At 61.1% G+C, this 18,197-nt stretch carries 18 protein-coding genes; 6 read left to right on the top strand and 12 right to left on the bottom strand.

Annotated features, from left to right (window positions below; all coding sequences use genetic code 11):
- Genes AC2ISB_RS11935 through def (AC2ISB_RS11920) form a run of 4 tightly spaced genes read right to left on the bottom strand, consistent with a single transcriptional unit; the run spans position 1 to position 2,158 of the window.
- Positions 1-210, bottom strand: a complete 210-nt coding sequence (locus AC2ISB_RS11935; RefSeq protein WP_486575171.1) for a hypothetical protein — start codon at positions 208-210, stop codon at positions 1-3.
- A gap of 4 nt (positions 211-214) precedes the next feature.
- Positions 215-1,111 (bottom strand): methionyl-tRNA formyltransferase, encoded by an 897-nt coding sequence (fmt, locus tag AC2ISB_RS11930; RefSeq protein WP_486575170.1) that lies wholly within the window; start codon positions 1,109-1,111, stop codon positions 215-217.
- A 4-nt stretch (positions 1,112-1,115) separates the two neighbouring features.
- On the bottom strand, positions 1,116-1,616 hold the full coding sequence (gene def / locus AC2ISB_RS11925) for a peptide deformylase (protein ID WP_486575168.1): 501 nt from the start codon (positions 1,614-1,616) through the stop codon (positions 1,116-1,118).
- Positions 1,616-2,158, bottom strand: a complete 543-nt coding sequence (gene def / locus AC2ISB_RS11920; RefSeq protein ID WP_406735932.1) for a peptide deformylase — start codon at positions 2,156-2,158, stop codon at positions 1,616-1,618. The genes def (AC2ISB_RS11925) and def (AC2ISB_RS11920) overlap by 1 nt, the downstream gene beginning before the upstream one ends.
- A gap of 137 nt (positions 2,159-2,295) precedes the next feature.
- On the opposite strand from def (AC2ISB_RS11920), the gene AC2ISB_RS11915 reads away from it, so the two are divergent.
- Complete coding sequence (locus AC2ISB_RS11915; RefSeq protein ID WP_486575166.1) at positions 2,296-3,471, top strand: MalY/PatB family protein; 1,176 nt, start codon at positions 2,296-2,298, stop codon at positions 3,469-3,471.
- Positions 3,472-3,506: 35 nt separating this feature from the next.
- On the opposite strand, the gene AC2ISB_RS11910 is transcribed toward AC2ISB_RS11915, so the two are convergent.
- On the bottom strand, positions 3,507-3,854 hold the full coding sequence (locus AC2ISB_RS11910) for a hypothetical protein (RefSeq protein ID WP_486575164.1): 348 nt from the start codon (positions 3,852-3,854) through the stop codon (positions 3,507-3,509).
- A gap of 144 nt (positions 3,855-3,998) precedes the next feature.
- On the opposite strand from AC2ISB_RS11910, the gene AC2ISB_RS11905 reads away from it, so the two are divergent.
- Positions 3,999-5,174: a lytic murein transglycosylase gene (locus AC2ISB_RS11905; RefSeq protein ID WP_486575162.1), complete on the top strand. Its 1,176-nt coding sequence runs from the start codon at positions 3,999-4,001 to the stop codon at positions 5,172-5,174.
- A 1-nt stretch (position 5,175) separates the two neighbouring features.
- Here AC2ISB_RS11905 and AC2ISB_RS11900 read toward each other — a convergent pair whose 3' ends face one another.
- From AC2ISB_RS11900 to AC2ISB_RS11890, 3 genes are all read right to left on the bottom strand, one after another.
- Positions 5,176-6,585, bottom strand: a complete 1,410-nt coding sequence (locus AC2ISB_RS11900; RefSeq protein ID WP_339108414.1) for an HlyD family type I secretion periplasmic adaptor subunit — start codon at positions 6,583-6,585, stop codon at positions 5,176-5,178.
- Positions 6,585-8,345, bottom strand: coding sequence for a type I secretion system permease/ATPase (locus AC2ISB_RS11895; protein WP_486575160.1), 1,761 nt, complete (start codon positions 8,343-8,345; stop codon positions 6,585-6,587). The genes AC2ISB_RS11900 and AC2ISB_RS11895 overlap by 1 nt, the downstream gene beginning before the upstream one ends.
- Positions 8,346-8,465: 120 nt before the next feature.
- Positions 8,466-10,691, bottom strand: a complete 2,226-nt coding sequence (locus tag AC2ISB_RS11890; RefSeq protein WP_406721404.1) for a transglycosylase domain-containing protein — start codon at positions 10,689-10,691, stop codon at positions 8,466-8,468.
- A 266-nt stretch (positions 10,692-10,957) separates the two neighbouring features.
- Here AC2ISB_RS11890 and AC2ISB_RS11885 point away from each other — a divergent pair, with 266 nt between their 5' ends.
- Together AC2ISB_RS11885 and AC2ISB_RS11880 are read left to right on the top strand one after the other, a co-directional pair.
- Complete coding sequence (locus AC2ISB_RS11885; RefSeq protein ID WP_339108411.1) at positions 10,958-11,296, top strand: P-II family nitrogen regulator; 339 nt, start codon at positions 10,958-10,960, stop codon at positions 11,294-11,296.
- A 27-nt stretch (positions 11,297-11,323) separates the two neighbouring features.
- Positions 11,324-12,658 (top strand): ammonium transporter, encoded by a 1,335-nt coding sequence (locus tag AC2ISB_RS11880; protein WP_339108410.1) that lies wholly within the window; start codon positions 11,324-11,326, stop codon positions 12,656-12,658.
- A 118-nt stretch (positions 12,659-12,776) separates the two neighbouring features.
- Here AC2ISB_RS11880 and AC2ISB_RS11875 read toward each other — a convergent pair whose 3' ends face one another.
- The 4 genes from AC2ISB_RS11875 to smpB all read right to left on the bottom strand — a co-directional run bounded on the left by AC2ISB_RS11875 (position 12,777) and on the right by smpB (position 15,997).
- Positions 12,777-13,214: a MarR family winged helix-turn-helix transcriptional regulator gene (locus AC2ISB_RS11875; protein ID WP_339108409.1), complete on the bottom strand. Its 438-nt coding sequence runs from the start codon at positions 13,212-13,214 to the stop codon at positions 12,777-12,779.
- 153 nt (positions 13,215-13,367) lie between these two features.
- A complete protein-coding gene (locus AC2ISB_RS11870) occupies positions 13,368-14,549 on the bottom strand; it encodes an amino acid aminotransferase (RefSeq protein ID WP_339109449.1) in 1,182 nt (393 codons plus the stop codon).
- Positions 14,549-15,400, bottom strand: a complete 852-nt coding sequence (gene sseA / locus AC2ISB_RS11865; RefSeq protein WP_339108408.1) for a 3-mercaptopyruvate sulfurtransferase — start codon at positions 15,398-15,400, stop codon at positions 14,549-14,551. The genes AC2ISB_RS11870 and sseA overlap by 1 nt, the downstream gene beginning before the upstream one ends.
- 120 nt (positions 15,401-15,520) lie before the next feature.
- Positions 15,521-15,997: an SsrA-binding protein SmpB gene (gene smpB, locus AC2ISB_RS11860; RefSeq protein ID WP_339108407.1), complete on the bottom strand. Its 477-nt coding sequence runs from the start codon at positions 15,995-15,997 to the stop codon at positions 15,521-15,523.
- A 161-nt stretch (positions 15,998-16,158) separates the two neighbouring features.
- On the opposite strand from smpB, the gene msrP reads away from it, so the two are divergent.
- Together msrP and msrQ are read left to right on the top strand one after the other, a co-directional pair.
- On the top strand, positions 16,159-17,064 hold the full coding sequence (gene msrP, locus AC2ISB_RS11855; protein WP_339108406.1) for a protein-methionine-sulfoxide reductase catalytic subunit MsrP: 906 nt from the start codon (positions 16,159-16,161) through the stop codon (positions 17,062-17,064).
- The gene (gene msrQ, locus AC2ISB_RS11850; protein WP_486575156.1) at positions 17,064-17,684 is read left to right on the top strand and encodes a protein-methionine-sulfoxide reductase heme-binding subunit MsrQ; all 621 of its coding nucleotides are present in this window, start codon (positions 17,064-17,066) and stop codon (positions 17,682-17,684) included. The genes msrP and msrQ overlap by 1 nt, the downstream gene beginning before the upstream one ends.
- The last annotated feature ends 513 nt before the right edge of the window (positions 17,685-18,197 follow it).

The raw sequence follows: 18,197 nt of genomic DNA, 5'->3' as shown, positions 1-18,197 counted from the left end.
TTAAGGCTGGACGGAGGGTGTAACAGGGGCGGGAGAGGTCACATCGGGGTGAGAGGCCGGTTCGGGCAGCAGCTTGACACCTACCAGAATCAGCACGACCAACACGGCCCACCCGCCAGGCCGCGAGATCAACCATAGCGCCACGACCAGAGCCACCCCGATCAGGCGGGAGGTCAGGGCGGTCAGAGGGGCGATCAGCAGGCCGAACATCGGATCAGTCGAGGCGCTCGGGAAGGGGCAGTGCCTGAAGCACCTGCGCCGCGCTCACCGGTTTCTTGCCGGCCCGCTGGGCCTCCAGAACCTCGACCGCGCCGGTGCTGCCCGCGATGGTAAAGCCATCCAGCACCTGACCCGCCTCACCCGACCCCGCCACCTGCGCGGCGCGCAGCAGTTTGACGCGCTCGCCGTTGATCTCGCACCACGCGCCGGGGAAGGGGGAGAGCCCGTTGATCTTGCGGGTGATCTCTTCGGCGGGGGCGGCCCAATCGATCCGCGCCTCGGCCTTGTCGATCTTGCTGGCATAGGTCACGCCGTCTTCCGGCTGAACCTCTACCGGCAGATCGGCAAGCCCTTCCAGCGCCTCGATAATCATCGAAGCCCCCATGACCGACAGCCGGTCATGCAGCTCGCCCGTGGTCTCGGTCGCGCCGATTTCGGTGGCGCGGCGCAGGCGCACGGGGCCGGTGTCGAGCCCTGCCTCCATCTGCATGATACAGATGCCTGTCTCGGCGTCTCCGGCCATGATCGCGCGGTGAATAGGGGCCGCGCCGCGCCAGCGCGGCAGAAGCGAGGCATGGATATTCAGACAGCCCTGCGCGGGCGCATCCAGAATTACCTGCGGCAGGATCAGCCCATAGGCCACCACCACGGCCACATCGGCCTTCAAGTCGGCAAAGGCCTGACGGTCGGCGTCATCCTTGAAATTCAAAGGGGTGCGCGTCTCGATCCCCAGCTCTTCCGCCCGTGCCTGAACCGGTGAGGGGCGCAGCTTCTTGCCACGGCCCGCAGGGCGCGGCGGCTGGGAATAGGCGGCGATGACGTCATGTTCGCGCGCCAGTGCCTCGAGCACCGGCACAGAAAACTCGGGGGTGCCCATGAAGACGACGCGCATAACCTTAGCCTTTGTTCAGTTTCTTCGATTTCTGGATCAGCATCTTGCGGCGCAGGGGCGAGAGATGGTCCACATAGGTCTTGCCGTTCAGATGGTCGATCTGATGCTGTACCGAGGTCGCCCAGAGGCCCACGAAATCACGATCTTCCATCTCGCCATCGGCGTTCAGAAAGCGCACGGTCACGGCGCGCGGACGCTCGATCGGTGCCCAGACGCCCGGAAGATTGGGGCTGGCCTCGTCATGCTTGCGCATCTTGACGCTGGCATGAAGCACCTCGGGGTTGGCCATACGCACGGCCTCGCCGCGTTTGTCGGACGCATCCACCACCGCCAGACGCATCATGATCCCGATCTGCGGCGCGGCCAAGCCGACGCCCGGCATGGCGTCCATCGTCTCGATCATGTCATCCCAGATCATCCGGACGGTCTCGGTGATCTCGGCTACAGGCTCGGCCGCCGTGCGAAGGCGTTTGTCCTCGAAGGGGATGAACTTGCGAACGGCCATCAGATGATCCCGTCGGATTTCGGCGCGCGGGCGCGCTCGCGTTTGAGCTTTTGCATCTTCGCGGTGATCAGCTTGCGCTTCATCGGCCCGAGATAATCGATGAACAGCTTGCCATCGAGGTGATCCAGCTCGTGCTGGGCGCAGGTGGCCCAAAGCCCGTCGAATTCCTCTTCCATGACCTTGCCGTCGATATTCAGCCATTTCATCCGCACCAGTTTCGGGCGGGTGACCTCGGCATATTGATCGGGGATCGACAGGCACCCCTCTTCATAGGTGTTGGTCTCTTCCGAGGACCATGTGATCTCGGGGTTGATCATCACCATCGGCTGGGGCGCCGCATTTTCTTCCTTCACGCAATCCATCACGAAGACGCGCTGCAAAACGCCGATCTGCGGCGCGGCCAAGCCGACACCGGGAGCGTCATACATCGTGGCCAACATATCATCGGCCAGTTTGCGGATTTCGGCATCGACGGAAGCGACCGGATCACAGGTCTTCTTCAGTCGCGGGTCGGGATGGATCAGGATCGGGCGTAGGGTCATAGGGCCGATTTAGGCGATGGTGGAGATTTAGGCAATGGGTCAGCGGCCCCGGCCCCGCATTATAAGGGTACAATCGGGCATTTGTATCCCGCGCCAAGAGGTGCTCTGATGCGCGGCAAAGATGCAGGAGAGTTGTCATGAGCACACCCGATTTTGACGAGATCATTGATCGCCGCGGCACCCATTCCGCGAAATGGGACAGTATGGAGGGCATTTACGGCGTGCCCGCCGAGACCGGCATTCCGATGTGGGTCGCCGATATGGACTTCCGCCCGCCGGCCTGCGTGCAAGAGGCGCTGGAAGAGATGACCCGTCAGGGCGTCTATGGCTATTGGGGGGGCAACGCCGAATATAACGCCGCGATCCGTTGGTGGATGAAGACGCGCCACGGCTGGGACGTGCAGGACGACTGGATCTTCACCACGCATGGCTTGGTCAATGGCACGGCGCTTTGCGTGGATGCCTTCACCTCGGAAGGCGATGGCGTGATGCTGATGACGCCTGTCTACCACGCTTTTGCCCGTGTGATTAAGGCCGCGGGGCGCGCGGTTGTGGAATGCCCGCTGAAGCTGGTGGATGGGCGCTACCAGATGGATTTCGACGCGTGGGACGGGATTGTGGATGCAAAGACCCGCATGCTGGTGCTGTGCTCGCCGCATAATCCGGGCGGTCGGGTCTGGACGCAGGACGAGCTGGCGCAGGTGGTGGAATTTGCCCGCAAGCATGATCTGGTGCTGGTGTCGGACGAGATCCACCATGATCTGCTGATGCCGGGGCAAAAACATGTGCCGATGGCGAGGGTTGCGGGGGATTTTCCGGTAGTGATGATGACCGCCACCACCAAGACCTTCAACATCGCGGGCACCCATTCTGGCAATGTGATCATTGCTGATCCGGCATTGCGGGCGCGTTTTGCCGCGCGGATGGGGGCGCTCGGGATCTCGCCCAATAGCTTCGGCATGGCGATGGCGACGGCGGCCTATAGTCCCGAAGGGGCAGAGTGGGTGGATGCGCTTTGCGCCTATCTGGATGGCAACCGCCGGATCTTTGACGAGGCGGTGAATGCGATTCCGGGGCTGAAGTCGATGCCGCTAGAGGCGACCTATCTGGCTTGGGTCGATTTCTCGGGGGCGGGGATGGCACGCGAGGAATTCACCCGCAGGGTCGAGAAAGACGCGCAGATTGCCGCCAATTACGGCACGACCTTCGGCAAAGGCGGCGAGGCTTACCTGCGCTTCAATCTGGCGACGCCGCGCGCGCGGGTGGAAGAGGCTGTCATGCGCTTGCAGCAGGCCTTTGCGGACCTGCAATAAAGCGGTGAATGGCCCCGTCGTCGGGGCCATTTCCGTCAGACGCTTGGCAAGTAGCCCGCCGGAGCATTGGGATCGCGCACGAAATCCAGCGGCGCGCGGTCCATCACAGGGGTTTCCCGCTTGATCGTGCAGATCAGTTCGCCATTCTCGACTTCCGATGCGATGATCAGCCCCGTGGCAATGTGGCGGATGCCCTCATACAGGGCGACTTCGCCGCGAAGATGATCGATCTCATCGGCATTCAGCGCCAGCCCGCCACGCCAGCGGCGCAGGATCGGCCAGCTTTTTTCGCCCGATTTCAGGCTCAGCCTCGTACGTTGGCCCGCGGTCTTGGTTTGCGCCTCGCGCATGGCTTGGGCAATATCTTTGGGCAAGAACTCCATCAGGTCCTCCATCTTCCGGATGAGCGGTCTTGGCATCAATTCTGTGCCGTTAATGGTGAAAATCAAGTGAAGTCGCACAAGATTTCTGACCTGATGCAAAGCCGTGGATGATGTGAAGCTTTTGGATAACCTAAGGAAATAACGATGAAATCCCTGTTTTTCTCTTTTCTGGTTGTAAGTTCTGTGGCCGCGGCGCCACTTTCTGCGGCGGGCTGTGGCGGCAATTTTACAACCTTTCTGAGCACTCTGACCCTTGAATTGCAGGCCGAGGGGCTAAGCGATTCTCAGGCGAAGGCATTTCTGCATGGGGCCCGTATCGATCCGGAGGTTCTGAAAGCGGATCGGGCGCAGGGTGTGTTCCGGTTGGACTTCGATGACTTCGCGCGTCGGGTGATCAGCCGGAACCGTCTTGAGACCGGCGCGTATCAAGCGGTGAAACAAGGCCCGTTGCTGCAAGACATCGAGCAGAATTACGGTGTTTCACGTGGCGTGCTTCTGGCTTTCTGGGGGTTGGAAACCGATTTCGGACAGGTGCAGGGGGCGTACAAGACCCGCGATGCGCTTTTGACGCTGGCGCATGATTGCCGCCGCCCCCAGCTGTTTCTGCCACAGGTCATGGCGGCTGCAAAGCTGTATGCGCGGGGGGATTTCGACCCTTTGCGAACCCGTGGCGCATGGGCGGGCGAGATCGGGCAGGTCCAGATGCTGCCCAGGGATATTCTGGAAAACGGGGTGGATGGCGACGGGGACGGGCATGTCGATTTGAAAGGGTCTGCGGCGGATGCTCTGACGTCAGCGGCCAGACTGCTGCGTCATCTGGGCTGGCAACCGAACGCGCCTTGGCTGCAAGAGGTGACGTTACCCGATGATCTGGATTGGGCGCGGACCGGGCTGGATCATCCGGCGCCCATCTCGGAATGGGTCGCGCGCGGGGTGGTGCCGCGCGATGGCGTATTGGACCCCGCATTGTCTGCCGCCGTGATCCTGCCGATGGGGCGCAAGGGGCCGGCCTTCCTTGCTTACCCAAATTTCGAGGTTCTGTTCGAGTGGAATAAGAGTTTTGTCTATGTGACGACGGCGGCCTATTTCGCGACGCGACTGGAAGGGGCTCCGGTTTTCGAGGCGGGCCATCCCGATCCGGGGCTTTCGAAGGCCCAGATCAAGATCTTACAAGAAAAGCTCTCGGCCCGTGGCGCGGATGTCGGCGCGGTGGACGGCATCTTGGGCCGCAAGACGCGGGCCGCCGTACAAGGTGCGCAATCCGCTCTGGGGTTGCCTGCCGATGCTTGGCCGACCGTTGGATTGCTGAACCGTCTCTAGCTCAACTTTCGCGGAAGGCATGTTCGAGATAGCTCATGAAAGGTGCCAGAATATAGCTGAGGGGCGTGCGGTCAGTGGTGCGCAGATAGGCTTCGACCGGCATGCCCGGCAGAAGCGGCATCTTGGACATTTCTGCCTCTGCCGCAGCATCGGGCATCACCTCCGCGCGGTAATAGGTGGTTGATGTGGCCGGATCGACCGATGCGTCGGGCGAAATCCGCAGAACGCGACCGGAGAGTTCGGGTGTTTCGCGGGAGGGCAGGCTGGGCAGGCGCAGCGAGGCCACCTGATCCTGCCGTATCTCGTCAATATTCATGGGTGGCACGCGAATTTCGATCAGCATCGGGCGGTCTTGCGGGATAAGATAAAGCACCGGATCTGCGGGACGAAGTACGGCCAGACGGGTCGTGATGGCCATCTCGTGCACGATCCCGTCAATCGGCGCGCGGATGTCCAGAAGCGCGATCTTGTTTCGCAAATCGCGCGTTTGCTCCATCAGGGTCAGTTCTTTCTGGTCGATGTCGCGCAGCTGGTCCTCGGCTTCGACGCGGCGTTCGGACGTGGCTTGGAGCTTCTGGATTTCGGTCGAGGTGATCTCTTCCTCGGTTTCGGCGCGTTGTGCGATAAGCTGGCCGCGTTGTCCGAGAAGACTGGCCAGTTCGCGCTCCAGAGAGAGAATGCGTGTGCGCTGGGTCAGACCGCGTTCAAAAAGGCCTTTTTGCGATTGTAACTCGCGCGACAGAAGCATTTGCTGTTGCCCGATGGCGTTGATCTGCGCGTCGATCCCTGTCAGCCGGTTGGCGGCCTGAAGCGCTTTGCGATCCAGCTGGGACAGCATCTGGGCCAGTGTTTCGCGGCGGGCATCGAACAAGGTGGACTGGCCCGTCAGGATCTTCCGCAAATCGGCACGGTTGGCGGCTTTCGCGGCCAGAACAGGGGGCAGGGCCACCTGCTCTGCGCCAATTCTTTCGGCCTGGAGCCTTGCGCGCCGTGCCCGCAGGTCGAACAGCTGGTCTTCGAGGATGGTGAGATCGGATTGCATGTCGCCACCGTCCAGCCGGATCAGAATATCTCCGGCGGCAACCTTATCGCCGTCATGCACATAGATTTCCTCGACCCTTCCCCCCTGAGGGTGCTGCACCACCTGCCGGTTCGTGTCGAATTCCAGACGGCCGGAAACGATAACAGCCCCCGCGATGGTTGTCAGGCTTGCCCAGCTGCCGAAGATCACCACCAGAATGAACAGCGCCGCATAGCCCAGAAGCAGCAGCCGTTTGGTGGCGCTGTCTTTGGGGGCGATCTGCCCCGAAGGCACGGGCTTTTTTGCCGGGGTCACCGGGCGGGGAGGGGTCTGGGCCAGACGTCTGGAAAGGTCGGCCACCCGGAGCGGGGTTTGAGGTTCGTAGCGCATCAGAGGGGGCCTCCGTGACGGGGCTGGGCTTTGGACCGGTCATAGCTGGCGATCTGGCTGATATCCTTGGCGTTTCGCACGGTTTTGGACAAAACCTCTTGGCGCGGGCCATAGGCGCGGACCTGACCACGGTCCAGCATCAGCAGCATGTCGCATTCCGTAATGGCCGCCGGACGATGGGCCATCACGATCACCGCGCCCCGCCGCGCCTTCATTTCGCGGATGGCATGGTTGAGTGCGGCGCTTCCATCAGCATCAAGATTGGCGTTCGGCTCGTCCAGAATCAGCAGGACGGGATCGCCGTAAAGCGCGCGGGCCAGACCGATGCGCTGGATCTGTCCGCCCGAGAGCGGCCCCGACGCGCCCTGCACCCGTGTCTCGTAACCGTCCGGCAGATCAAGGATCATGTCATGCGCATCGGCGCGCTTTGCCGCCTCGATCACCGAATCGAGAGACGGTGTCTCTTTCATGCGTGCGATGTTTTCCGCAATCGTGCCCTCGAAAAGTGTAACGTTCTGCGGAAGATAGCCCAGAAGCTGGCCCAGCGTGTCCGACTGGAAACGCGCAAGTTCATTATGGTCCAGACGCAGATGCCCGTCGGCAATCGGCCTGACGCCGCATAGGGTCCGTGCCAGTGTGGTCTTGCCGCATCCCGAAGGCCCGATGACCCCCAGCGCCTGTCCGGGTTCCAGCCGGAAGCTGACGGCACGCAGGGCGGGCTTGCGGGCGCCGGGCGGAAAAACGGTCAGGTCTTTTGCCCAGATCCGCGCGGCGGGGCGCGAAGGGATCGTGCTGCTTTCGGTGGGCTTGCTATCAAGCAATTCCGGCAGACGGTTCCAGCCGTCGCGGGCGCGCATGATGACGCTCCATCCGCCAATGACGGTTTCCACGGGGCTGAGGGCGCGCCCCATGAGGATCGAGCCGGCAATCATCGCCCCCGCGCTCATCTCGCCGCGCAAGACAACCCAGGCACCCAGGGCCAGCATGGCGGATTGCAGAAGCTGCCGGAAGCTGCGGGTAAAGGTGGTGAAGCCATTCGTGCGGTCGGCGGCGCGGGCCTCGCTTTGGGTGGCAAGGCTGCGGCTGTCGCGCCAGCGCCGGAAGGCGGCGCCCTGCATGCCCAAGGCCTGCAACAGTTCGGCCTCGTCGCGCAAATAGGTGCCCAGCCTGCTGGAGGTGGTTTGCGCTTTCGCGGCCTCGCGGCTGAGGCCACGGGTGGCCAGACGGTTGAGCAGGGTGACCGCAATCAGAACCGCGCCGCCGCCCAATGCCAGAAGTCCCAGCAGCGGATGGAAGATGAAGATGGCCATGAAAAACAGCGGTGACCAAGGCATGTCGAAGATGGCCAGCAGAATGCGCGAGCCCAGAAGTTTCTGCACGGCATCCAGATCGGCCAGACCCAGACTGGAGACCAGATCTTCGGGGTTGAGCGCATTGCGGCGTAGCACCGCGGCAAAAACCCGCGATTCCAGACGGCCCATCATACGTTTGGCCACATGCGACATCAGCTGGGCGCGGGCAAAATCCAGAGTGCCCATGATCGTGTAAAGAAACACCACCAGCAGGAACAGGCTGGCCAGCGTTTCCTCCGCACGCGAAGCCAGCACCCTGTCATAGACCTGCAGCATGAACATCGGACCTGTCATCATCAGCAGGTTCACAAAAGCCGAGAACACCGCGACGCTGACCAGAAGCCCTGCCTCGCGCTGCCGTTCGGCATTCAGCTCTTTCTTTCCCTTCAGAAAACGACGATCCGGCATGACACCCTTTCAGAGTTGTCGCAAAAGAACCCCGGCACCTGTTTCAAGAGGTGCCGGGGTCCAGTGTTGCCCAGAGGTCTTTCCGAAGATTTACCGCAAGGGTTGAATCTCGTTAAAGCTCTAACGTTTTCCGGTAATCGCCCCCAGAACATCATTGATGATCTTTTCGGCGATATTCGGCTCTTGCTGCTGAACCGGCTGGTTCTGCGCATTCCAGCCGGACACGACGGTGCCATCGCTGGAATAGGTCTGCCCGTCATAGGTTTGCCCGTCATAGGGCTGGGTCTGGCCGCGCCATTCCGACGGGTCGGCCATCGGCAGCGGTTTCGATTCCTGCCCCTGTTCGACGCGGGTCATGACCTCGTGCCAGATCTCGGCGGGCAGGCCGCCGCCGGTCACGCCGGTCAGGGGCTTGTTATTGTCATTGCCCATCCAGACGCCGGTGACGTAATCGGCGGTGAAGCCGATAAACCATGCATCCCGCGCTGACTGGGTGGTGCCGGTCTTGCCCGCAACCTCGTAGCCGTTCAGCTTGGCGCGGCGGCCGGTGCCGTTCTCGACGACGGAATGCATCATATAGACCAGCTCGCGCGCGGCTTTCTCGGAGATGACCCGCTCGCCGATGCCGCCGCCGGAGGTGAAGATCGGGGTCTGGTCCCCCTTCAGTCGCAGGTCCGTCAGGCCATAGGGCCGGACCGAGGAGCCGCCATTGAGGATGCCCGCATAGGCCCCCGTCATGTCGATCAGGGTCGATTCCGACACCCCGAGACCCAGCGCCGGACCCTTGGCAAGATTGTGCCCGAAGCCGAAATCTTCCGCCACTTTGCGCACGGCATCGCGGCCCACCTCTTCCTGCAGGCGCACGGTGGCCACATTGACCGAATGCGTCAGCGCCTGCGTCAGGGTGATCGGGCCGCTATAGGTGCGCTCGTAGTTCTGCGGTGACCACGGGCCGGAGCCGGGAATGTTCAGCGTCAGAGGTGTGTCCTGCACGATGGAATCAGGTGTGTAGCCCATATCCATCGCCGCCGCATAGACGAAGGGCTTGAAGGTCGAACCGGGCTGGCGCAGGGCCATTGTCGCGCGGTTGAACGCCCCCGTCACCTTGCTTTCGCGCCCGCCGACCATCGCACGGACCGCCCCGTCGGCGCTCATGACAATGATCGCCGCTTCCGCTTTGGAGCCATCCTTGACCTTGTTGTCGAACACATCCTTCAGCGCGCTTTCGGCGGCAGCCTGCACCCGTTGGTCCAGCGTGGTATGCACGATCACGTCTTCGGTGGTGTCGCTTGACAGGAAGGGCGGGATGTCATCCATCACCCAGTCGGCAAAATAGCCGCCCGCACGTTTCTGCGCCGCTTCCGACAGGGTTGCGGGATGCGCCACAGCCTCCTGATACTGGGCATCGGTCAGGAATTTCTGCTCGTGCATCAGGGCCAGAACCGTGCCTGCCCGCGCCTGCGAACGTGCCAGATTATTGGTCGGGGCATAGCGGGTCGGCGCTTTCAGCAGGCCGGCAAGCATGGCGGCCTGCTGCGGGTTCACATTGGCTGCCGAGATCCCGAAATACCGCTGTGCGGCGGCTTCGAAGCCGCGCGCGCCCGCCCCCAGATAGGCCCTGTTGAGATAGATCGTCAGGATGTCGTTTTTGGTATACTTGGCTTCCATCGCCAGCGCATAGGGGATCTCTTTGATCTTGCGCGTCAGCCCGCCCGAGCGGCAGTCGGTTTCATATTCGGCCTCGTTCTTCCATTTCTTGGGGTCATATTCGACGCCCAGACACAGAAGCTTTGCCACCTGTTGCGTGATGGTCGAGCCGCCATTGCCGGAGAAGGGGCCGCGCCCCTCGCTGAGGTTGATGCGGATCGCCGAGGCGATGCCGCGCGGGCTGACCCCGAAATGATGGTAGAAGCGGCGGTCTTCGGTGGCCACGACGGCCTCGCGCAGATAGGGCGAAACGTTCTTGGCGGTAATCTGGCCGCCAAAGGTTTCCCCGCGCCATGCGAAAACCTGATTGTCACGGTCGAGCATCGTGACAGAGCCGCGGGTCCGGCCATCCAGCAGGGTCTCGAGCGGCGGGAGCTGGGTGTAGTAATAATAGACGAAGCTACCCAGCACCAAGGCGATCACGGCAAAGACGCGCCACGTGACCTTGAACAGCAGGCTTCCGAAGAACCTCAAAAGGCCCAGCAGCAATCCGACAATCAGGCCGTGACGCCGCACAGGACGCTTCCGAGCCGGTTTTGCGGATTTCTTCGGGGGGGTCTTCTTCGGTCCAGGTTTGCCGCCGCGAGGGTAGCGTCGTTCCGCCACCAGCGGTTTGCGCGGGCCGCCATTATTTGCCATCTGCTCGTTTCCGTTTTTGATCGTTGCGGATAATTTACACGGCTGGGCAGGCTTTGTGGAGATTATGGTTCTCACGATTCGGTATATTGTCCGCTTAAATTTTCATCTTGCTGCTTAAATATTGGATATTGCCTGCGCTGAAAGGCACGGGATCGTGAGGAGGCGATGAGGGTTTGCTTGTGCAATGCCTAAGAAATGGGCTTTCTGACAGCGTGCCGCCTATCGAATCCGGCAGGCGGAGCTGCGGATACAGGAAGGGATCGAACGTGAAACTGATTATTGCAGCAATCAAGCCTTTCAAGCTGGAAGAGGTGCGTGAAGCACTCACCTCCATCGGCGTGCGTGGCATGATGGTGACCGAAATCAAGGGTTTCGGAGCGCAGTCCGGTCATACGGAAATCTATCGTGGCGCCGAATACGCGGTGAATTTCGTGCCGAAGGTGAAGCTTGAAATCGTCGTGACCGATGGTCTGGCGGATGAGGTCGTCGACACGATCCTCAAAGCCGCAAAAACCGACAAGATCGGTGATGGCAAGATCTTTGTGCTCGATGTGGCACAGTCGGTTCGCGTTCGTACCGGGGAAACCAACGAAGACGCTCTATAAGCGTTACGGAATACAGGGATAGGTGAAATGAACAAATTGCTGAAATCAGCGGCGCTTGCCTCGGCATTCGCCCTGTCGGCCCTGCCGGCTTTGGCACAGGACGCCACGGAAGCGGCAGCGCCTGTGATCGACAAGGGCGACGTGGCCTGGATGATGACCGCGAGCCTGCTCGTGCTCTTCATGCTCGTTCCCGGTCTGGCACTGTTCTATGGCGGGCTTGTGCGCACCAAGAACATGCTCTCGATTCTGATGCAATGTACCGTTGTCGGCGCAATGGTGATGGTGATCTGGGTGGTCTATGGCTACTCGATGGCCTTTGGCGGCGGCACCTCGCCGTTCTGGGGCGGTTTCGGCAAGCTGTTCCTTGCAGGGGTTACGCCGGACACGACCGCCGCCACCTTCACTGACGGTGTCGTGCTGCCGGAATATGTCTTCATCGCGTTCCAGATGACATTTGCCGCAATCACTCCGGCGCTGTTCATCGGCGGGTTCGCCGAGCGTGTGAAATTCTCGGGCGTTCTGGTCTTCTCGGCGCTTTGGGTCACCTTCGTCTACTTCCCGATCGCCCATATGGTGTGGGATGGTGCAGGCCTGATCTTCAACATGGGCGCAATCGACTTTGCCGGCGGCACCGTGGTGCATATCAATGCCGGTGTGGCTGCGCTTGTTGCCGCGATCTTCATCGGGCCGCGCATCGGTCTGGGCCGCGATATGATGGCACCGCATTCGATGACGCTGACGCTGGTGGGTGCGGCGATGCTGTGGGTCGGCTGGTTCGGCTTCAACGCGGGCTCCAACCTTGAAGCCAATGGCGGCGCAACGCTGGCACTGTTCAACACCTTCGTGGCCACTGCTGGCGCGATCCTTGCATGGTGCCTCATCGAATCGATGGCACGTGGCAAGGCGTCGATGCTGGGGGCTGCCTCGGGGATGGTTGCAGGCCTCGTGGCGATCACTCCGGCATGTGGCACCACCGGTCCGGTTGGCGCGATTGTTCTGGGCGCTGTGGCTTCGGGCTTCTGCTACTTCTTCGTCACCACCGTGAAGAACAAGTTCGGCTATGACGACAGCCTCGATGTCTTCGGCATCCACGGCGTGGGCGGGATCGTCGGCGCGATCGGCACGGGTATCCTGTGCGCACCGTCGCTGGGCGGCACCGGCTATGTGGTCGAGGCAGGCACGATGGCGGCACAGGTCATGGCGCAGATCAAGGCGATTGGTGTGACCATCCTGTGGACGGGGATCGGCTCGATCATCCTGCTCTACATCACCAAGGCCCTTGTCGGCTTCCGCGTCAGCCAAGACGAAGAGCGTCAGGGTCTGGACCAGACCTCGCATGGCGAAAGCGCGTATCACCCGTAAGAGGGGCGCATCACCGCTTAGAAGAAAGGCCCGGATCCGTGCGATCCGGGCCTTTTGCTATGTGATGGCGTCGCCTGTAACACGCCCGGGACAAGGCTGTCGCGATCTGGGCGTGGCCTCAACGGTGCTGGTTGTTCAGCGTATTGAGGTTGTGGATCAGCTTTTCCAGAATGTCGGTCAGTTCTTCATAGGTGCCCTCGGGCATACCGGTCATGGATTCGGCATAAACGCGGTCAGCGGCGCTACGGGCTTCGGTGAACGTGTTCTGGGCCTTTTCTGTCGGCGCAACCAGCCGCACGCGACGGTCATTGGGGGAGGGGGCCCGCTCGACCCAGCCGCCCTGTTCCATCCGGTCGACAAGACGCGATACCGAGATCGGCTCGATTTCCATCAACTCGGCAATCCGCGCCTGCGGCAGCGGTCCTTCACGCATGAGAATCGACATAAGGCGCCATTGCGAAGATGTCAGTCCGATATCGGCCGTATGGGTTTCAAAGCGGCTGCGCACGGCGCGCGAGGCGTCGTGCAGAAGATAGGCTAGGCGGGCTTTGGGCATAGGGAACCTCTGTTGTCTGACATCATCTTAGGATGAAACGGTTATTATTTTATAAGTTTGCTCAAAGTAACTCTACCGCATTCGTCTTACAATATATGAAAAAAGGCAGCCCCGGGGGCTGCCTACTTAGGTCTTAAAGATGCAATCTGCGGGTCAGACGCCGGCTGCGACAATCGCCTTGGCCAAGAGCGGCACCGAGTTTTCATTCAGGCCGGCGATGTTCAGACGCGAGTCACCGACCATATAGATCGCGTTATCTTCGCGCATTTTCATCACCTGTGCCTCGGTCGCCCCCAAGCGCGAGAACATGCCGCGGTGACGGGCGAGGAAGTCGAACCGGTCCGAATTGGTCAACTGGCGCAGCTCGGCGGCCAGTTGCTCGCGCAGGCCCAGCATGCCGTTGCGCACGGATTCCAGCTCGTCTTCCCATTCCTGACGCAGGGTCGGGTCGGTCAGGACCTTCGCCACCAGCGCCTGCCCGTGGAAGGGCGGGAAGGAATAGGCCAGACGGTTCAGCTTGCCCAGATTGTCCTGCGTGATCGCGGTATTGGCCGCATCGCCCAGCACCATCAGACAGCCGGTGCGCTCGCGGTAGATGCCGAAGTTCTTCGAGCAGGAGGCCGCGATCATCAGTTCCGGCATCTTCTCGGCCATCAGGCGGGTGCCTGCGGCATCGGCTTCCAGACCGTCGCCAAAGCCCTGATAGGCCAGATCGATCATCGGGGTCGCGCCGTTTGCCAGCAGGGTCTCGGCAACCACGGCCCATTGCTCCAGCGTCAGGTTCGCGCCGGTCGGGTTATGGCAGCAGCCATGCAGCAGGACGACATCCCCCTTCTTGGCCTGCTTGAGGTCTTCGATCATCGCGTCAAAGGCCACCGCGCGGGCGTCATTGTCGAAATACCGGTAGGGTTTGACCTCGACACCCATGAAATTCAGGATGGCGATATGGTTCGGCCAGGTCGGGTCCGACACCCAGACTTTCATCTCGGGGTTGGCCAGACGCGCCAGTTCGAAGGCCTGACGGCAGGCACCGGTGCCGCCGACGGTCGACAGGAAGGCCAGACGGTCCGCCGGATAGCCTTCGCCCAGCACCATCGCGGCCATTGCGCCGTGGAAATCCGGCTGGCCGATCAGGCTGGCATAGGTTTTGGTGGTTTCGGTCTCGTGCAGGATCTTCTCGGCTTTCGAGATTGCCGACATGATCGGGGTCTTGCCTTCAGCAGTCTTGTAGACGCCGACACCAAGGTCGATCTTTTCGTCGCGCGGATCGGCGCGATAGAGGCCGGACAAGGCAAGGATCTTGTCCGCCGGCGTGGGTTTGAGATTGCTGAACATCATGCTTCTCCGGTTGCGACCCTGAGGTCGTTATACATGCCCCATTCGGACCAGCTGCCGTCATAAAGCGACCAATCCGATTTGCCCATCGATTCGAGCGCCAGCGCCAGCACGGCCGCCGTCACACCCGATCCGCAGGACGTGATGGCGGGTTTCGCCAGATCGACGCCTGCTGTTTCGAAAATCGCGCGCAGGTCCTCGGGGGATTTCATCGTGCCGTTCGCGTTGAGAACCGTGCCGAAGGGCACATTGCGCGCATTGGGGATATGGCCTGCCCGCAGACCGGGGCGCGGCTCGGGCTGGCTGCCCGCAAAGCGTTCGGCGGCACGCGCATCGATGATCACCGCATCGCCCAGTTTCGAGCTATGCGCGACCTGCGTCACATCCTTCACTAGCTGCGCCTGACGCTGCACCGTCATATGCCGTTCGCGCAGCACGGGCGGCATGTCTTCGGTGGGGCGGTTCTCGGCCAGCCATTTCGGCAGGCCCCCATCCAGCACCGCAACATCGGCTTTGCCGAACAGCTTGAACAGCCACCACACGCGCGGTGCCGAGAAGATGCCGCATTGATCGTAGATCACCACCTGATGGCCGTCGCCCACGCCCATTGCCCGCATCCGCGAGATGAACTTTTCGGCGGGCGGTGCCATATGGGGCAGATCGGAACGCTGGTCGGAAATCTCGTCGATATCGAAAAAGCGTGCGCCGGGGATATGGCAGGCGTCATACGCCGCCTTCGCATCCTTATCGGACCCCGGCATGAACCAGGATGCATCGATCACCCGCAGATCGGGATTTTTCAGATGGTCCTCAAGCCAGTCGGTCGATACCAGTATCTTCGGATTATCCATCGCGCGCCTCCCTCCCTTTTACTCAGCTTCCTGATTAAACGGAAGAGGATCGGGGGTGCAAGGGCGGATCGGGCAAGGCTGCCTTGCCCGCACAGCCGCAGCTTGCATCCGCGCGTCAGGTCAGAGGTTCTGCTTGAGCAGGCGCTGCTTCTGGCGATCCCAGTCGCGCTTGGCTTCGGTGGCGCGTTTATCGGCCACTTTCTTCCCCTTGGCGATGCCGATCAAGAGCTTCACCAGACCCTTTTCATTGAAATACATCTTCAGCGGCACGATGGTCATGCCTTCGCGCTGGGTCGCATTCCACAGCCGCGAGAGTTCACGCTTGGACACCAGCAGCTTGCGCTTGCGGCGTTCCTCATGGCCGAAGGTCTTGGCCTGAGCGTATTTCTCGATATTGCCGTTGATCAGCCACAGCTCCGCCTCTTCGACGGATGCATAGCTCTCGGCGATATTGGCGCGGCCATTGCGCAGGGACTTGACCTCGGATCCGGTCAGCACGATGCCCGCCTCGAGCGTATCCTCGACGGCGTAATGGTAGCGTGCCTGACGGTTCTCGGCGATCAGGCCGTTATTCTCGGAACTCGGTTTCTTAGCCATGATCGGGCAGAGATAGGGCGGCTGGCCGCCCGAGTAAAGATCCTACAGGCTGCGGGGTGACCAAATCGTGAGGGATTTTTGCGCAAAGCCTGAAACTTCTGCCCCGTCCGGCCCGTATACTTCCCCGTATGCTTTGCCAGATGCCTATAGCCGGAGGGTCGATGATGCGCCAAGACTGGGATATCTACAAGGATCGGGATGTCACCCCGAAGGAGATGTTTCTCAACCGCCGCCAGATCATGGCTGGTGGCCTCGGGGCGGCGTGTGTCACGGCCCTGCCGCGCGGAGCCCGTGCCGAGGCGCTCACGCCCAATAGCTTCGAGGAGATCACCTCTTACAACAATTTCTACGAATTCGGCTGGGACAAGTCGGACCCGAAGAAATATGCGGCGGCGCTGACCACGACCCCTTGGTCGGTGGAGATTGACGGGCTGGTCGAGAGGCCCGGCACCTATGCGCTGGAGGATCTGCTGAAGATGGTCACCGTCAGCGAACGTATCTACCGTTTCCGCTGTGTCGAGGCCTGGTCGATGGTGATCCCGTGGTCGGGGTTCCAGTTGTCGGACCTGCTGGAAAGCGTCGGTGTGCAATCCGGCGCCCGATATGTGGGGTTCACCTCGGTGCTGCGCCCGAAGGAGATGCCCGGCCAGAGCGGGTATTCCGGCATCGACTGGCCCTATCAGGAAGGGCTGCGGCTGGACGAGGCGATGAACCCGCTGACCCTGATGGCCACCGGCCTTTATGGTGAGGACCTCCCCAAGCAGAACGGCGCACCGATCCGGCTGGTCGTGCCGTGGAAATACGGGTTCAAATCGGCCAAGAGCATCGTGAAGATCTCGCTTCTGAAAGACCAGCCGCTGAATACATGGCAGGCGCTGCAGCCGAAGGAATACGGCTTCTATGCCAATGTGAACCCGCAGGTAGACCATCCGCGCTGGTCACAGGCCACCGAGAGGGTGATTGGCGCGGGGCTGTTTGGCGGGCGGAAAGAGACGCTGATGTTCAACGGCTACGGCGAGCAGGTGGCCTCTCTCTATAAAGGCATGGATCTGCGGAAGTTCTACTGATGCAGCTGGCTATCGCGTCTCCGATCAATCGCGCCACACGTCATCTGCCGACATGGCTCGTCTATATAGCGGGACTGATCCCCTTGGCTTGGGTGGTGTGGCTGGTGCTTTCCGGCGGGATCGGTGTCGATCCGGTCAAGGGGATCGAGCACCGTCTGGGCAAGATCGCGCTGTGGTTCCTGATGGGCGGGCTGGTGATCTCGCCCTTGCGCCGAACCACGGGGGTGAACCTGCTGCGTTATCGCCGTGCCGCGGGGCTTCTGGGCTTCTTCTATGTGGCGCTGCATCTGGCGGCTTGGGTGGTGCTGGATATGGCGCTGCTCTGGGGGCAGCTCCTGCCCGACCTCTATCGCCGCCCCTATCTGTTCTTCGGGATTGCCGCCTTTGTGCTGATGATCCCTCTGGCGCTGACCTCGAATAAGGCCTCGATCCGGCATCTGGGCAAAAACTGGCGCCGCCTGCACTGGCTGGTCTATCCGGCCGTCGGCTTGGGCGTGCTGCATTATGTCTGGCAGATGAAGGTGATCTCTCAGGAAGGCTGGATCTGGATCGCGGCATTCACCCTGCTGATGCTTCTTCGGGGTGTCTGGGGTTTGATGGGCCGTTCAGGGGCTCTTTGAGGTGGGTTTGTTCTCGCGTTGGGGCGGGTGATTCCTGTGGTTTTGGGTGTGTTGGGGATTGGCGTCATAAAACTGTTCGAAATATATACTTTAATTTCAGTTGGTTGGCTGATTTTTTTGGTTTTTGGTCTATTTTTGTGAAAAAAGGGGTTGCGGGTTGTGGGTGTTCTCCGTAAATACCGCTTCACCGCAGCGGCAGACGACGCAGCGGGGCGCGGAAGCCGCGGCAGACAGGATCGAAAGAGACGGTTTGGAGCGGTTGAAGTGATAGAAATTCGGAAGATTAGGTTGGCGGTTAGCACCTGAGGATTGGGTGCTGCTGGTAATTTTTGTCTTCGGCTCTTTGACATTGATGGTTTTACTGAAGAGATATGCGGGCGGTTTGGTCGATGATCGACTAAATGATCGTTTGCATATCGGCTCACTAGGGCGTCTAGCTCGATGATGTGAGTGTCAGCTTCACTGTTTGTCGGTTTCACGCAAGTGAGAACGGTAAGCAGAAAGCGTTTATCC

The sequence above is a fragment of the Thioclava sp. NS-SX20 genome (genome assembly GCF_057380695.1).
This window is presented reverse-complemented; position numbering and strand designations above follow the sequence as displayed.

Excerpts from the sequence above, each read along its gene's own strand:
- AC2ISB_RS11935 (WP_486575171.1), bottom strand. The coding sequence starts at position 210 with ATGTTCGGCCTGCTGATCGCCCCTCTGACCGCCCTGACCTCCCGCCTG.
- fmt (WP_486575170.1), bottom strand. The coding sequence starts at position 1,111 with ATGCGCGTCGTCTTCATGGGCACCCCCGAGTTTTCTGTGCCGGTGCTC.
- def (WP_486575168.1), bottom strand. The coding sequence starts at position 1,616 with ATGGCCGTTCGCAAGTTCATCCCCTTCGAGGACAAACGCCTTCGCACG.
- def (WP_406735932.1), bottom strand. The coding sequence starts at position 2,158 with ATGACCCTACGCCCGATCCTGATCCATCCCGACCCGCGACTGAAGAAG.
- AC2ISB_RS11915 (WP_486575166.1), top strand. The coding sequence starts at position 2,296 with ATGAGCACACCCGATTTTGACGAGATCATTGATCGCCGCGGCACCCAT.
- AC2ISB_RS11910 (WP_486575164.1), bottom strand. The coding sequence starts at position 3,854 with ATGGAGTTCTTGCCCAAAGATATTGCCCAAGCCATGCGCGAGGCGCAA.
- AC2ISB_RS11905 (WP_486575162.1), top strand. The coding sequence starts at position 3,999 with ATGAAATCCCTGTTTTTCTCTTTTCTGGTTGTAAGTTCTGTGGCCGCG.
- AC2ISB_RS11900 (WP_339108414.1), bottom strand. The coding sequence starts at position 6,585 with ATGCGCTACGAACCTCAAACCCCGCTCCGGGTGGCCGACCTTTCCAGA.
- AC2ISB_RS11895 (WP_486575160.1), bottom strand. The coding sequence starts at position 8,345 with ATGCCGGATCGTCGTTTTCTGAAGGGAAAGAAAGAGCTGAATGCCGAA.
- AC2ISB_RS11890 (WP_406721404.1), bottom strand. The coding sequence starts at position 10,691 with ATGGCAAATAATGGCGGCCCGCGCAAACCGCTGGTGGCGGAACGACGC.
- AC2ISB_RS11880 (WP_339108410.1), top strand. The coding sequence starts at position 11,324 with ATGAACAAATTGCTGAAATCAGCGGCGCTTGCCTCGGCATTCGCCCTG.
- AC2ISB_RS11875 (WP_339108409.1), bottom strand. The coding sequence starts at position 13,214 with ATGCCCAAAGCCCGCCTAGCCTATCTTCTGCACGACGCCTCGCGCGCC.
- AC2ISB_RS11870 (WP_339109449.1), bottom strand. The coding sequence starts at position 14,549 with ATGTTCAGCAATCTCAAACCCACGCCGGCGGACAAGATCCTTGCCTTG.
- sseA (WP_339108408.1), bottom strand. The coding sequence starts at position 15,400 with ATGGATAATCCGAAGATACTGGTATCGACCGACTGGCTTGAGGACCAT.
- smpB (WP_339108407.1), bottom strand. The coding sequence starts at position 15,997 with ATGGCTAAGAAACCGAGTTCCGAGAATAACGGCCTGATCGCCGAGAAC.
- msrP (WP_339108406.1), top strand. The coding sequence starts at position 16,159 with ATGATGCGCCAAGACTGGGATATCTACAAGGATCGGGATGTCACCCCG.
- msrQ (WP_486575156.1), top strand. The coding sequence starts at position 17,064 with ATGCAGCTGGCTATCGCGTCTCCGATCAATCGCGCCACACGTCATCTG.